This window comes from Bacillus cereus group sp. MYBKT111-2 (genome assembly GCF_051915205.1).
GTDB lineage: Bacteria > Bacillota > Bacilli > Bacillales > Bacillaceae_G > Bacillus_A > Bacillus_A paranthracis.
Genome location: NZ_JBQAEG010000001.1, coordinates 889,656 through 904,015, shown reverse-complemented (window position 1 = coordinate 904,015; position 14,360 = coordinate 889,656). Strand labels below are relative to the sequence as shown.

The window sequence follows — 14,360 nt, the reverse complement described above, 5'->3', positions numbered from 1 at the left end:
AGGAGTGGTAAAACGAAATGTCACTAGAAGCGCTCATTATTTTTTCTTTGCTAAATGCGGGTCAGCTTGCAGAGAATTCGAAGGTGGATGTACATAAAGAGCAGAAAGATGCTTATGTATATGTTCAGAAAGAGGAAAATAAATAACTTTATTTTATATATAAACGAAAAAAGCCAATCCACAGGATTGGCTTTTTGTCATTAACGAGAGTAGAACTCTACGATTAATGCTTCGTTGATTTCAGCTGGTAACTCAGCACGCTCAGCGTGACGAGTGTAAGTAGCTTCTAATTTGTCAGCATCGAAAGTTAAGTATTCTGGTACGAAGTTGTTAACTTCGATCGCTTCTTTAACAACAACAAGGTTGTTAGATTTTTCGCGAACGCTGATAGTTTGACCAGGTTTTACACGGTAAGATGGGATATCTACGCGAGCGCCATCAACCATGATGTGACCGTGGTTTACTAATTGGCGAGCTGCACGACGAGTGCGAGCTAAGCCCATACGGTAAACTAAGTTGTCAAGACGAGCTTCAAGAAGGATCATGAAGTTTTCGCCGTGCTTACCAGGCATTTTACCTGCTTGGTCAAATGTGCGACGGAATTGACGCTCAGTCATGCCGTACATGTGACGAAGTTTTTGTTTCTCTTGTAATTGTAAACCGTATTCTGAAAGTTTCTTACGTTGGTTAGGACCGTGAGGACCTGGTGCGTAAGGGCGTTTTTCTAATTCTTTTCCTGTGCCGCTTAGAGAGATTCCAAGACGACGAGACAGTTTCCAAGCTGGACCTGTATAACGAGCCATAGTTGACTCCTCCTTTAAAATGTTTTTATTTACGTAAAATAAAAACAGACGTAATCGATATTTACGGGCATTTTGTTTTCATGTACCTTCGCTCCAGCAGCAGGGAGTTACGAGATACACCTCCGTAGAGGAACAAAATACAAACGATAAACTCACATTACAAGGCTGCCTTTTTATTTTACACAAACGCTATTATATCTTTTACCCAGAGTTTCGTCAAGCGAGTACGTTTTTGTTTTATGCATATAAATTTTGGAAATGAACAAGAAGGAATTTAAAACGATATAAAAGAAGAGATAGAAACACAAATAAAACGCTTACATAAAATGAAGTAAAACGTTCATCAAAGTTTTAATGATGAATATGCGGCAATAAAAACATAAAAGGGGATGTTTTTATGAAAAAGAAGCATATGGAGACAGCGTTAATTCATCACGGTTATACATCAGAGGAACATAAAGGAAGTTTAACACCGCCTTTATTTCAAACGTCTACATTTACATTTGAGACTGCCCAGCAAGGAGAGGCGAGTTTTGCGGGAGTGGATCCATCTTATATTTACTCAAGACTTGGAAATCCGACTGTGAAATTATTCGAAGAACGTATGGCGGTGTTAGAAGGAGGAGAAGAAGCGCTTGCTTTCGGATCCGGTATGGCAGCTATTTCCGCAACGTTAATTGGCTTTTTAAAAGCTGGAGATCATATTATTTGTTCAAATGGATTATACGGCTGCACATACGGTTTTTTAGAAGTGTTAGAAGAAAAATTTATGATTACGCATTCGTTTTGTGATATGGAGACAGAGGCTGATATGGAAAATAAAATTCGCCCGAATACAAAGCTTATTTTCGTTGAAACACCGATTAATCCGACAATGAAATTAATTGATTTAAAACAAATGATTCGGGTTGCGAAGCGAAATGGGTTACTTGTTATTGTTGATAATACGTTTTGTTCACCTTATTTACAAAGACCGCTTGAACTTGGCTGTGACGCGGTTGTTCATAGTGCGACAAAATATATTGGTGGTCACGGTGATGTTGTGGCGGGTGTAACAATTTGTAAAACGAAAGCGTTAGCTGAAAAAATCCGCCCGATGCGAAAAGATATCGGCGGTATTATGGCACCGTTTGACGCATGGTTATTGTTACGCGGATTAAAGACACTAGCAGTAAGAATGGATCGTCATTGTGATAATGCAGAAAAAATTGTATCGTTCCTAAAAAATCATGATGCGGTAGAAGGTGTTTGGTATCCAGAAGGAGAGTTAGCATCTCGCCAAATGAAACGTGGGGGCGGCGTTATATCTTTTTCAATTAAAGGCGGGAAAGAAGAGACGCAGGCGTTTATTAATGACCTTCACTTTATTACAATTGCGGTAAGTTTAGGAGATACAGAAACGTTAATTCAGCACCCGGCAACGATGACGCACGCCGCGATTCCAGCTGCGTTAAGACAAGAAATGGGCATTTATGATAATTTAATACGTTTATCTGTCGGTTTAGAATCGTGGGAGGATATCGTTTCTGATTTAGAGCAAGCGTTAAAGAAAATATCTACTGTTAGTAATCAATAAAAAAAGAGCTAGCTATCGATTTTGTACGTCATGTACTTAATCGATAACTAGTTCTTTTTTGTTACATATGTTTTAGGAGTGTTTCCACAAACTTTTCTAAATAGCGCTGATCTACTTCGTCGAAACGTTTTTTTTCAGGGCTATCAATATCAAGTACACCAATGACATTCCCATCCTTAATAATCGGTACGACGATTTCTGAATTTGAAGCACTGTCGCAAGCGATGTGTCCTGGGAATTGGTGAACGTCTGCTACAAGCTGCGTAGTTTTCGTTTCAGCTGCAACGCCGCAAACGCCTCGTCCAAATGGAATGCGTACGCAAGCAGGCATTCCTTGGAATGGTCCAAGAACAAGCTGATTTCCTTCTGTTACGTAAAAGCCAACCCAATTAACACGATCCAAAAATTGGTTTAATAATGCGGACGCATTTGATAAGTTTGCGACTACGTTTGATTCGCCAGTTAATAATGCATCCAGTTGTTTTATTACTGTCTCATATTGCTGCACGCGAGATCCTGTATAACTTTCTTTAGTAAACATGGAAACAGCTCCTTTTTTATCGAGATGTGTAAAATATTAGCAAAATACGATGTATTTCACATGACTTTGTCGATAGAAAATTAAAGGAATTTGTCTTAAAAGTCAAGAAATTTACACTATAGCTGTTCAGTGAGAGGAAGTGAGCGCATGAAACAGACGAAACAAAAAGTAATTGATGCGGCAATATCGTTGTTTAACACGAAAGGTTATGATGGAACGTCGGTGCGAGACATTGCAAAGCGAGCGGATGTGAATGTAGCGAATATTTCATATTATTTTGCTGGAAAGCAAGGCCTATTAGAGCAGCTTATTACTAATTTTTTAGAAGGGTATATTCATGTGATTGAAACGTCCTTTGAACAGAGAGAATATTTGTCGGCTAAAGATGTGATGGTGCAAATGGTGCGCGGGATTTTACGATATCAATTTGATAATAGGGAACTGACACGTTTTTTTTACCGAGAGCTTTCGCTTGATACGACATTAATTCGCGAAGTGATGACCGTTTATTTTTCTAAAGAAAGATATTATATAGAGCAAATGATTAGACAGGGACAAATGAAACAAGAGTTTAAGAAGGTATCTTTTACAATGTTTATGACGCAATTAAAAGGCATGATAAATATGCCGTTTTTATATCCGCAATATATATCAGAAGTGTTGCATTCTTTTCCATCTGAGACCTTTTTCTTAGAAATGTACACGAAAGAAATTGAACAATGGATGGAACAAACATTATGTATAACGAATATGTATTATGAATGGCCAAGAGCTGTTCATATGTGAGAAATCCCCACCTAACGAACTGAGGTGGGGATTTCTGTGCTTTCTTTTCTTTGCCATAAATTGTTGCATAATAGCGCGATAATTGTTAATGAGGCTCCAGCAACTTCAATTTTGTCGACTGTATAACCTCGAAAGATGGAACCGATAAGTGCAAGTACAGGAACTAAATTCATAAATAATATGCCATTAATAGATGAGATATAGCGATTTCCTGCGTTCCAGCAAAATACTGCGATAACGCCTGCAATAATAGACATATATAAGAGTTCAAAACGAACGTTCATAATTGTCGATAGTGAAGGTACAGTAACGACGTTTGTATAAGTTAAAAAAGTGACGATAGTGATGAGTGAAATTGAGCCAAATAAACAAGTTAACGTCGTATACCTAAGTGGCGACCAAGATTGAAAACTAGCACCACCGTTTGTATAAATGACCCAGCAAGTAACGCCGCATAACATAAGTATATTCGTTGAAAGGTGACTGGCAGCTCCAAATAATAAGTGAATATTTCCTTTTGAAATGACAAGCATAACACCGATAAGTGCAACGAACATACAAAGGAAAGTGTAGTTTTGTGGACGTTTGTTTTTTGTTAGCCACTGCAATAATAAAGCGATGAGTGGCATAAGAGACTGAATCATCGCGGCATGGATGGCTCCAGACGGTCCGGCAAGTTGTTGTCCGTAGAAAACGAGAAAACCGTATCCTGCGAAACCGACTGTTCCGTAAAAGAGTAACGAAAGTGTTTTCTTTTCTAAGCGGAGTGACTTTGTCCCTTCGGTAAGTAATAGCAGAATAAGAAAAATAATAGCTGCTGATCCATAGCGAATCGTTGTGAAGAAGAACGGATCGATAAACTGTAAGGCGTTTGCCATGACAGGAAACATAAATCCCCAAGCCGTTACGGCAAGTAAGCATAGGAGGGACCCGATTAGCATTTGTTTTTTGTTCAAGAGTATCTTTCCCCTTTACATTTCGTTATAGTAAGTTGATGAAATAAGTATAAAGAGTAATTGTTTATAGAAGGAAATATCGATTTTTTATGACAGTTATAACTTTTTGTTAGAGGTGTGTACGATGGATTTAGAGGCAGTACGATCGTTTATTGAAGTGAAGAATACGCGAAGTTTATCAAAGGCGAGTAAGATTTTACATATTTCTCAGCCGGCGCTTAGTAAACAAATTCAAAGGTTAGAAGCGGATTTAGAGGTTACTTTATTAAAACGTTCCGCGCAAGGAGTCGAATTAACAAGTGCTGGAGAGTTATTCATAACAAGAATGTTACCGATTTTGGGACACATACATGAAGTGAAAGCCGAAATGAAGAAATTTCAAGAGAAGCGGAACATTTCTATAGGCATATTGCCAAGTTTAGCAGCACATTACATATCAAAATGTAAAGATATATTAGGTGACGGGTTCGAAGTAGAATGGAAAATTGAGCATACGAAAGTACTGATGGGACTCTTTAAAGAACGTAAGATTGAAGCGATGTTCATCGATTCAGTAGTAGAAGGCGCTACGTGTATAAAAGAAATGCGAGAAGAAAAAATTGTGTGTGTCGTTTCAAATGATCATCTTTATAAAGAGAAAACAGTAATCCAAATGGAAGATTTGCAAAATGAAAAGTTAATCGTATATCCAGAAATCTGTGATGTAAGGAAAATGATTACGAATATGTTTCAAGGGATAGGTGCGAAACCAATTATTGCATTTGAAACTTCTTATGCAGAACCGATGCTTGCGATGGTCAGTGCTGGACTTGGCATTACGTTACTTCCAGAAATAGCAGTAGAGCAAGCGGTAAGGCAAGGAAATGTGCATGCGATTTCTATTGAACCGCCACTTTTGCGCAAAATTTATTTCGCATCTCATATGGAAGAAGGCCTTGTATTGCATTCATTTGATGATGAGAGGTAATCCAAACGGAATATTGAGAAAGATTACAATTGCATTGAAAGAAACATGAAATTTTAAAAAAAACTAGGTCAAAAACAAACCATTACATGGTATGATTAGTACATTGTTAGTTGTTAAATATAGGGGAATTCCCTTTTTATACATAATGCCTTCCATTTCATAAACGGAACGGACAAAAAAAGAGATATAACTAGGAGGCTTTTTTGCATGGATTCTATCCTGACGATCGTTATCATTGTAGTAAGCTCTATTCTAGTGCTGCTCATGATAGAGCTTGTGATAAGAAATCGTTCATATAAAGATATTGAAGCACTTGAGCAGTGGAAACAAGAGATAAAAGATAAACCTGTGGCAGATGAACTAAAACGGGTGAAAGATTTAAATATGACGGGTCAAACAGAAGAACTGTTTGGTAAATGGCGTGAAGAATGGGATGAAATTGTATCAACAACCATTCCGAAAGCTGACAAAGATTTAGCGCAAGCGCGAAAATTCGCCTCGCAATTCTCCTTCCGAAAAGCAAAGCATGCGATGAATGAATCCATAAGTGGTTTAGATGACGCTGATAATCGTATTACAGACATTTTAAATGAATTACAGCAATTGTTAGAAAGCCATGAAAAAAATAGCTCAGAAATCGAAGGGTTACGTGATACATATCGTAGTATGAAGAAGAGTGTTCTTGCTCATAGACATATGTATGGAGCAGCAGAGCAGAAAATCGAAGAGATGCTAGACGCTGAATCTGAGAAATTTAAAACCTTTGAAGAAGCAACAAACAATGGCGACTATTTAAAAGCGAGAGAAATTGTTATTAGTTTGGAAGAAGGTTTAGCAGATTTAGAAATCATTATTCACCAAATTCCAGATTTATTGGTAGAGTGTCAAGCGACGTTACCAGTTCAGCTGGAAGATTTATTACACGGACATAATGATATGGTAAGACAAGGTTATGTATTAGATTATTTGGAAGTCCCTAAAGAAGTTCGCGATATGACGAAACAACTACAAACATGTTTAATGGATATACAAGAGCTTCACATAACGGAAGCGGCTGAAAAAGTAGAAAACTTAAAAACGCGTTTAGATGGCTTCTATGATCAACTGGAACAAGAAGTGCATGCGAGACATTATGTGGAGCAAAAAACACTTTCTGTTTATGAAGACTTAGAAGAAATTCGCATTGAAACGATTGAAACAAAAGCAGAAACGCAACTTGTGAAACAAAGTTATCAGTTACAAGATAAGGACATTGAGTCTCAAAAAGTAATTGAAAAGCAAATGCACATTTTAATGAAACGTTTTGAAATGCTGCAATTACGCGTTGCGGAACAAGATATTGCCTTCTCTATTATTCGTGAGGAACTAGAAGAGGTTTATGAGCAATGTGAAACATTAAAAGTACTTCATGCAGAATATAAAGAAATGCTGCAAACGATGCGTAAAGAAGAATTTGAAGCACGTGAGAAGTTACAAGAAATGCGAAATACTATTTTCGAAACGAAACGCTTTATGCAAAAGTCGAATTTGCCAGGTCTTCCAGAGAGTATTATGGAAGATTTAAAAAGAGGACAAATGGCAATGCAAGCTGTATATGAGCAATTAGAAGTAAAGCCGTTAAATATGAATGCTGTAAATAGCAGTTTAGAAGAAGCTTACACAACTGTTAATGGTGTTGCTGAAATGACAGAAGAGTTAATTGGACAAGCGTATTTAGTTGAAAAATTAATTCAATACGGTAATCGTTACCGCAGTCATGATGAGAACCTTGCAGAGAGCTTAAATTATGCGGAGAAATTATTCCGTGAATATCAATACGATGCAGCTTTAGAACAAGCGGCTTCTGTACTAGAGCAACTTGAGCCTGGCGTTGTTCAAAAAATAGCTGAATATGTAGACAATGAACAAACCCTTTCATAAGGGTTTGTTTTTTTGTGTAATTTTGCAGGCGATGTTGCTATAATGAAGAGCGGAATACAGTAAGGTTATTCGTTTTAAAATATAACGGAACCTTTGAGTAGTCTTAGCGTAATGACACGTATTTGTGATATGATTATATGATGTGACAGCGCTGAAAGGGGAAGAACGATGATCTATTTTGATAATAGTGCGACGACAAAGCCATATCCAGAAGCTCTTCAATCGTACGTAACGGTTGCGGGGAAATATTTTGGGAATCCTTCTTCTATTCATTCGCTTGGAGGAGAGGCAGAGCGTCTATTAACACAATCAAGAACAATTGCAGCGCAGCTTCTTCACGTTAAACCTTCTGAAATTATTTTCACATCAGGTGGAACGGAAGGGAATAACCTTGCGATTAAAGGAATAGCGATGAGGAATCGTTCGCGCGGTAAACATATCATTACAACAAATATTGAACACGCGTCTGTGTTTGAAGCATATAAACAATTAGAAGATCTCGGTTTTGATGTAACATATTTACCGGTTAATGAGCATGGTGTTGTATCGGTAGAGGATGTAAAACGAGCACTTCGTGAAGATACGATTCTTGTGTCAATTATTCACGTGAACAACGAGACTGGAGCAATTCAGCCCGTTGCTGAAATTGGAACGTTATTATCGAATTATCCGAAAATAAGATTCCATGTGGACCATGTACAAGGGATAGGAAAAGTACCGCTTAATTTATACGCTTCTCATATTGATCTTTGCTCAATATCTGGACATAAATTCCACAGTGTAAAAGGAACGGGTCTTCTTTATGTACGTGATGGCGTAAGGTTAGATCCAATTTTATCAGGTGGTCAACAAGAGCTGAAGTATCGCTCTGGTACAGAGAACTTACCTGGCATTGTAGCGATGGTGAAAGCACTTCGCATGACAATGGAACAAGTGAAAGAAAAGGTAGCTCATTTGCAAAGTTTACAAGCAGAGCTTGTTCGTTTCTTTAAAGAGATGGAAGATGTAACGATTAATACGTCGCTTGCATACGCAGCACCGCATATTTTAAATGTATCATTTGTAGGTTTAAAACCAGAAGTGGTCGTTCATGCTTTAGAAGAGCACGGTGTATATGTATCAACGAAATCGGCTTGTTCTTCAAAAGCAAATGAAGTGAGCAGAGTGTTAGTGTCAATGGGAGTACCGCATGCCGCTGCTGCAAGTGCTATTCGCATTAGTTTGGCGCCAGAAAACACGATGGAAGAAGTAAAGCAATTTGAAGGTATTGTGAAAGAGACGATGCCAAAATTATATGAAGTGATGAGGTAAAGGAATATGATGACATATGAATATATTTTAGTTCGTTATGGAGAGATGACGACTAAAGGTAAGAACCGTTCTAAATTTGTAAGCACATTAAAAGATAACGTGAAGTTCAAACTGAAAAAATTCCCAAATATTAAAATCGATGCAACGCATGACCGTATGTACATCCAATTAAATGGCGAAGATCATGAAGCGGTATCTGAAAGATTAAAAGATGTATTTGGTATTCATAAGTTTAACTTAGCGATGAAAGTACCATCAGAATTAGAAGATATTAAAAAAGGTGCATTAGCAGCTTTCTTACAAGTAAAAGGCGATGTGAAAACATTTAAAATTACTGTACACCGTTCTTATAAGCATTTCCCAATGAGAACGATGGAATTATTACCTGAGATTGGTGGACACATTCTAGAAAATACAGAAGATATTACTGTAGATGTTCATAATCCAGATGTAAATGTACGTGTAGAAATTCGCAGTGGTTATAGCTACATTATGTGCGATGAGCGTATGGGAGCTGGCGGTTTACCAGTTGGCGTTGGCGGAAAAGTAATGGTACTTCTTTCTGGCGGTATTGATAGCCCAGTAGCAGCGTACTTAACGATGAAACGCGGCGTATCTGTGGAAGCAGTTCACTTCCATAGCCCACCTTTCACAAGTGAGCGCGCGAAACAAAAAGTAATCGATTTAGCACAAGAATTAACGAAATACTGTAAACGTGTAACACTTCACCTTGTTCCATTTACTGAAGTGCAAAAAACGATTAATAAAGAAATCCCATCTAGCTATTCAATGACAGTTATGCGCCGTATGATGATGCGTATTACAGAGCGTATCGCAGAGGAGCGTAACGCACTAGCAATCACGACTGGTGAAAGTCTTGGACAAGTAGCAAGTCAAACATTAGATAGTATGCATACGATTAATGAAGTAACGAACTATCCAGTTATTCGTCCACTTATTACGATGGATAAATTAGAGATTATTAAAATCGCTGAAGAAATCGGCACATATGAAATTTCAATTCGTCCGTACGAAGATTGCTGTACAGTATTTACACCAGCAAGCCCAGCGACGAAGCCGAAGCGTGAAAAAGCGAATCGTTTTGAAGCGAAATACGATTTCACACCATTGATCGATGAAGCTGTAGCGAACAAAGAAACTATGGTATTACAAACGGTAGAAGTAGTGGCGGAAGAAGAAAAATTTGAAGAACTTTTCTAAAACCATAAATTACCATATCTAAAACGTGTATGAAGTCATGTTATTTATCACACTCTATACTCACAAGGAGGTGATATAACATGGCACGTAGCACAAATAAATTAGCGGTTCCTGGTGCTGAATCAGCATTAGACCAAATGAAATACGAAATCGCTCAAGAGTTTGGTGTTCAACTTGGAGCTGATGCAACAGCTCGCGCTAACGGTTCTGTTGGTGGCGAAATCACTAAACGTCTAGTTTCACTAGCTGAGCAACAATTAGGCGGTTACCAAAAATAATCCCATATGATGGCTTAGAAAGAGCGGGTTCTCCCGCTCTTTCTTTTTTGTGTTGTGTCGCTATTTGTTGGTAAGTCAATATATTTAATTTTTTGTTGATATATTCTAAGTTGTGTTCGATATATTCGACAGAACTAAAAAATTTGTCAAAAGATGAGGGTTCAAAATTGACAGAAAATTCTTTATTATATAAGGGAGGCATAAAGAAAAAGGAGGATGTTTATGAAGAGAGAGGAATTGTTGGCACCACCGTCTTATAATTTAGTTTCTGAAATAGAGAAATATACAGGTGATAAAGAGAAGCTTGCTTTAATTTGGCAAGATGATAAAGGGAATCGACGAGAAGTTACATACGCTGAGTTAATGAAAGGTGCAAATAAAATTGGAAACGCTTTTATAAAGAGTGGTCTGCAAAAAGGGGACAAGCTCCTCATTATGATGCCGCGTTTAATTGAAGCATACATGACGTATATCGCTGCGATTAAAGCAGGATTTGTCGTAATTCCGAGTTCGGAAATGTTGCGCAAAAAGGATATTGAATACCGCATTGGACACGGGGAAGTAAAAGCAATCGTAAGTTACGAGCCTTACATTGGACAGTTTGATGATATAGAAGCGATGGAGTCCCTTCAAAAATTCGTTCTGAGCGAGCAGTCAGTAGATGGATGGATCAATTTAAAAACAGCGTTAGAAACAGAAAGTGACATGTTAGAGATGGCAAAGACAGATAAAGAAGATATGGTCTTTTTATCTTACACGTCAGGAACGACAGGAAATCCAAAAGGTGTTGTTCATACGCATGCGTGGGCATACGCTCACTTACGTACGAGCGCTCCAAATTGGCTTGGAATTGAAGAGAATGATGTTGTATGGGCAACAGCTAGTCCAGGATGGCAAAAGTGGATTTGGAGCCCGTTTTTAGCAACTCTAGGCTCGGGGGCAACAGGGTTTGTATACCACGGTAAGTTTGAACCAAAAACGTATTTAAATTTATTAGACGATAATAAGGTGAATGTGCTCTGTTGTACACCGACTGAGTATAGGTTAATGGCAAAGGTAGAAGATTTAAGACAGTACAATTTAGAGGCGTTACATAGCGCTGTATCCGCAGGTGAGCCGTTAAATAGAGAAGTCATTGAAACGTTCCAAAAGCACTTTCATATTACAGTGAGAGACGGCTATGGGCAAACGGAAAATACATTGCTTGTTGGTGTAATGAAAGGAATGGATATTAGACCAGGATCAATGGGGAAACCGACGCCAGGTAACCACGTTGATATTGTAGATGAAGAAGGCGTTCCGGTACAGGTAGGAGAGGTTGGTGATATTGCGGTTCACATTGAAACACCAGCCCTCTTTAAACAATACTATAAAGACGATGAGCGCACAGCGATGCAATTCCGCGGTGATTATTATATTACCGGTGATAAAGCAAAGAAAGATGAAGACGGCTATTTCTGGTTTGAAGGGCGTGGTGATGATATTATTATTAGCTCTGGTTATACAATCGGGCCGTTTGAAGTAGAAGATGCGCTCGTAAAGCACCCTTACGTGAGAGAATGTGCAGTTGTCGCAAGTCCTGATGAAATTCGCGGAAGTGTCGTGAAGGCATTTATCGTATTAAGAGAGAATATAGAAAAGAACGAAGAAACATTAATTCCAATACTCCAACAACACGTCAAAGAACTTACTGCACCATATAAATACCCTCGCAAAATTGAATTTGTAGATGAACTACCAAAAACGATTTCTGGAAAAATTCGCCGTATTGAGCTTAGAAAACAAGAGATGGAGATTCCGTCAAAATAAATTTGAAAACAGTGAAGGAAATAGTTGAATGAAATGGAAAACAATGATAATATAAAAACGAACACAAGTTCGATTTTATAAATTGAAAAAAGAGGTGTCCGTATGATTTTAGGTATTAATCCGTACTTAGTTTTAGATGGTAGTGGGCAAGAAGCTGTACAGTTTTATAAAGAGGCGTTAGATGCAAAAGTGGAAGTCATGCAAACTTTTGGTGATATGCCTGAAAATCCAGAATACCCGGTTCCAGCTGAAGCGAAAGAGCGCGTTTTACACGCTACTTTAAAAGTTGGTAGTACGGATCTTATGATTTCTGATACATTTCCAGGTCAAGGGCATGCAATTGGATCTCAAGTAACAATCGCAATTCAAATTAGTAACGCGGAAAAAGCGAAAGAAGTATTCGATAAGTTACAAGAAGGTGGCGAAGTTATTATGCCCCTTCAAGAAACGTTCTGGAGCCCAGCATACGGACAAGTAAAAGATAAATTTAATATTGAATGGCAAGTTACAACGTCTACTACTGAACAAAAGTAATGTTTAGAAAAGCACCATGTTTTGAAATGGTGCTTTTTTTTATACAATAAAACAAAGGAGATGAAATATATGGGGGAAATTTGGTATGGCGGCAACATTTACACGATGAGGGAAGAAAATGAAAAATTGGACGCTGTTTACGTTGAAAACGGTATGATTGTTGATGTTGGAAGTAAAGAAGAGTTAGAAAGCCGATATGCTGCGGTTACATTGCATAATTTAGAAGGCAAAACAATGATTCCAGGTCTCGTTGATAGCCATATGCATCTTATTGGTCACGGGGAGAGATTACTTCGTCTAGATTTATCAAATTGCACATCATATAGCGAAGTACTTACTCTCGTTCAGAAGCGCGTAGAAAAAGCCCCAAAAGGTTCTTGGATTATTGGAGAAGGCTGGAATGAGAATAACTTTACAGATACGAAAGATGTTCACGCGCGTGATTTAGATGAAATTTCGAAAGAACATCCCATTTTATTAAAGAGAGTTTGTCGCCATGTTACATGGGTGAACTCATACATACTGCAAGAAGCGAACATAACAGAAAAGGCAGAAGATCCAAAAGGCGGGAAAGTTGGACGGGACTCATTCAATAAATTAACAGGACTTTTATATGAACAAGGCCAAGAGTTAATCAAACATGTCCAGCCTGAAATTGATGAAGCCTACTTACAAAGTGCTTTGCAAACAGCAATTAAAGACTGCTGGCAATATGGACTCGTTGGCGGGCATACGGAAGATTTAAATTATTACGGTGGATTTAGAAAAACGCATAATGCGTTTTCTCATGTTATAAAAGAAATGCCATTTAAAGCACATTTACTCGTTCACCATGAAGTAGCACATGAACGAAAAGAATATGAAAATGAGCATTATATTGAGTTTGGGGCAATGAAAATTTTTTCTGACGGTTCTTTTGGCGGAAGAACAGCTTTATTAAGTGAACCGTATGAAGATGCGAGAGAAACAAATGGAGTTGCCATTTTCTCACGTGAAGAACTTGCGGAATTAGTGAAGAAAGCACGAGACTTACATATGCCAGTTGCGATTCATACTATCGGTGACTTATCGCTTGAATATGTCATTGATGCGCTTGAATTGTATCCGCCAGCAAAAGGATTACGCGACCGCATTATTCATTGTCAGCTAGCTCGTGAAGAGTTGATTGAAAGAATGAAAAACTTGCAAGCCATTATTGATATACAACCAGTCTTTGTTTCATCAGATTTTCCATCAGTCATTGAAAAACTAGGCGAGCACCGTCTTCGTTATGCGTATGCTTGGAAGACGTTACTGGAAGCGGGATTACACTGTAACGGGGGATCTGATGCTCCAATCGAGCAAGTAAATCCGTTTCTAGGCATATATAGTGCTGTCACACGTAGAAGTTTTATTGACGGTGTATGCTATATGCCAGAGGAAAGATTAACGGCATATGAGGCTGTTAATCTATTTACAACAGGAAGTGCCTATGCAATTGGAAAAGAAGCGAAGCGAGGGCAAATTACAAAAGGATATGAAGCAGACTTTACGATATTAGACCGCGATATTTTTGAAATAGAGGCAGAGGAAATAAAAGAAGTACAAGCAGAGATGACCGTAATAGATGGCAAAGTCGTCTATAGAAAAGGTGCGTAAAAATATATGAGCGATTATCG

The 14,360-nt window shown here is 38.1% G+C and carries 14 protein-coding genes; 11 read left to right on the top strand and 3 right to left on the bottom strand.

Features of this window, described 5'->3' with window-relative positions:
• The first annotated feature begins 17 nt into the window (after window positions 1–17).
• On the top strand, window positions 18–146 hold the full coding sequence (locus tag ACTFNE_RS04775; RefSeq protein WP_000050944.1) for a hypothetical protein: 129 nt from the start codon (window positions 18–20) through the stop codon (window positions 144–146).
• Between the two features lie 54 nt (window positions 147–200).
• On the opposite strand, the gene rpsD is transcribed toward ACTFNE_RS04775, so the two are convergent.
• Window positions 201–803, bottom strand: a complete 603-nt coding sequence (rpsD, locus tag ACTFNE_RS04770) for a 30S ribosomal protein S4 (protein WP_000135311.1) — start codon at window positions 801–803, stop codon at window positions 201–203.
• Window positions 804–1,200: 397 nt separating this feature from the next.
• On the opposite strand from rpsD, the gene megL reads away from it, so the two are divergent.
• Window positions 1,201–2,379 (top strand): methionine gamma-lyase, encoded by a 1,179-nt coding sequence (megL, locus tag ACTFNE_RS04765; protein ID WP_046198180.1) that lies wholly within the window; start codon window positions 1,201–1,203, stop codon window positions 2,377–2,379.
• Window positions 2,380–2,440: 61 nt separating this feature from the next.
• On the opposite strand, the gene ACTFNE_RS04760 is transcribed toward megL, so the two are convergent.
• Window positions 2,441–2,920, bottom strand: a complete 480-nt coding sequence (locus ACTFNE_RS04760; RefSeq protein ID WP_000494345.1) for a GAF domain-containing protein — start codon at window positions 2,918–2,920, stop codon at window positions 2,441–2,443.
• Between the two features lie 147 nt (window positions 2,921–3,067).
• On the opposite strand from ACTFNE_RS04760, the gene refZ reads away from it, so the two are divergent.
• Window positions 3,068–3,706, top strand: coding sequence for a forespore capture DNA-binding protein RefZ (gene refZ / locus ACTFNE_RS04755; protein WP_000814931.1), 639 nt, complete (start codon window positions 3,068–3,070; stop codon window positions 3,704–3,706).
• A gap of 11 nt (window positions 3,707–3,717) precedes the next feature.
• On the opposite strand, the gene ACTFNE_RS04750 is transcribed toward refZ, so the two are convergent.
• Window positions 3,718–4,662, bottom strand: a complete 945-nt coding sequence (locus ACTFNE_RS04750) for a DMT family transporter (RefSeq protein ID WP_046198179.1) — start codon at window positions 4,660–4,662, stop codon at window positions 3,718–3,720.
• Between the two features lie 124 nt (window positions 4,663–4,786).
• Between ACTFNE_RS04750 and ACTFNE_RS04745 the strand changes: the two genes are divergently transcribed.
• The 8 genes from ACTFNE_RS04745 (at window position 4,787) to ACTFNE_RS04710 (ending at window position 14,340) form a co-directional block, all read left to right on the top strand.
• A complete protein-coding gene (locus ACTFNE_RS04745; RefSeq protein ID WP_046198178.1) occupies window positions 4,787–5,629 on the top strand; it encodes a LysR family transcriptional regulator in 843 nt (280 codons plus the stop codon).
• 207 nt (window positions 5,630–5,836) lie between these two features.
• Entirely contained in the window at window positions 5,837–7,549 is a 1,713-nt protein-coding gene (gene ezrA / locus ACTFNE_RS04740; RefSeq protein ID WP_046198177.1) for a septation ring formation regulator EzrA, read from the top strand.
• Window positions 7,550–7,717: 168 nt separating this feature from the next.
• Complete coding sequence (locus ACTFNE_RS04735) at window positions 7,718–8,860, top strand: cysteine desulfurase family protein (RefSeq protein ID WP_000638965.1); 1,143 nt, start codon at window positions 7,718–7,720, stop codon at window positions 8,858–8,860.
• A 6-nt stretch (window positions 8,861–8,866) separates the two neighbouring features.
• Window positions 8,867–10,081 carry a tRNA uracil 4-sulfurtransferase ThiI gene (thiI, locus tag ACTFNE_RS04730; RefSeq protein ID WP_000989288.1) on the top strand — a complete coding sequence of 405 codons (1,215 nt, stop codon included), beginning with the start codon at window positions 8,867–8,869 and terminating at the stop codon, window positions 10,079–10,081.
• Window positions 10,082–10,161: 80 nt separating this feature from the next.
• Entirely contained in the window at window positions 10,162–10,359 is a 198-nt protein-coding gene (locus ACTFNE_RS04725; RefSeq protein ID WP_000124489.1) for an alpha/beta-type small acid-soluble spore protein, read from the top strand.
• A 222-nt stretch (window positions 10,360–10,581) separates the two neighbouring features.
• On the top strand, window positions 10,582–12,168 hold the full coding sequence (gene mbcS / locus ACTFNE_RS04720; RefSeq protein ID WP_046198176.1) for an acyl-CoA synthetase MbcS: 1,587 nt from the start codon (window positions 10,582–10,584) through the stop codon (window positions 12,166–12,168).
• Between the two features lie 102 nt (window positions 12,169–12,270).
• On the top strand, window positions 12,271–12,702 hold the full coding sequence (locus ACTFNE_RS04715) for a VOC family protein (protein WP_046198175.1): 432 nt from the start codon (window positions 12,271–12,273) through the stop codon (window positions 12,700–12,702).
• Between the two features lie 69 nt (window positions 12,703–12,771).
• Window positions 12,772–14,340, top strand: a complete 1,569-nt coding sequence (locus tag ACTFNE_RS04710; RefSeq protein ID WP_046198174.1) for an amidohydrolase — start codon at window positions 12,772–12,774, stop codon at window positions 14,338–14,340.
• Window positions 14,341–14,360 lie beyond the last annotated feature (20 nt).

Coding starts and splice junctions, on each gene's coding strand:
- ezrA (WP_046198177.1), top strand. CDS start 5,837: ATGGATTCTATCCTGACGATCGTTATCATTGTAGTAAGCTCTATTCTA.
- ACTFNE_RS04760 (WP_000494345.1), bottom strand. CDS start 2,920: ATGTTTACTAAAGAAAGTTATACAGGATCTCGCGTGCAGCAATATGAG.
- thiI (WP_000989288.1), top strand. CDS start 8,867: ATGATGACATATGAATATATTTTAGTTCGTTATGGAGAGATGACGACT.
- ACTFNE_RS04745 (WP_046198178.1), top strand. CDS start 4,787: ATGGATTTAGAGGCAGTACGATCGTTTATTGAAGTGAAGAATACGCGA.
- ACTFNE_RS04715 (WP_046198175.1), top strand. CDS start 12,271: ATGATTTTAGGTATTAATCCGTACTTAGTTTTAGATGGTAGTGGGCAA.
- megL (WP_046198180.1), top strand. CDS start 1,201: ATGAAAAAGAAGCATATGGAGACAGCGTTAATTCATCACGGTTATACA.
- ACTFNE_RS04735 (WP_000638965.1), top strand. CDS start 7,718: ATGATCTATTTTGATAATAGTGCGACGACAAAGCCATATCCAGAAGCT.
- rpsD (WP_000135311.1), bottom strand. CDS start 803: ATGGCTCGTTATACAGGTCCAGCTTGGAAACTGTCTCGTCGTCTTGGA.
- refZ (WP_000814931.1), top strand. CDS start 3,068: ATGAAACAGACGAAACAAAAAGTAATTGATGCGGCAATATCGTTGTTT.
- ACTFNE_RS04725 (WP_000124489.1), top strand. CDS start 10,162: ATGGCACGTAGCACAAATAAATTAGCGGTTCCTGGTGCTGAATCAGCA.
- ACTFNE_RS04775 (WP_000050944.1), top strand. CDS start 18: ATGTCACTAGAAGCGCTCATTATTTTTTCTTTGCTAAATGCGGGTCAG.
- ACTFNE_RS04710 (WP_046198174.1), top strand. CDS start 12,772: ATGGGGGAAATTTGGTATGGCGGCAACATTTACACGATGAGGGAAGAA.
- mbcS (WP_046198176.1), top strand. CDS start 10,582: ATGAAGAGAGAGGAATTGTTGGCACCACCGTCTTATAATTTAGTTTCT.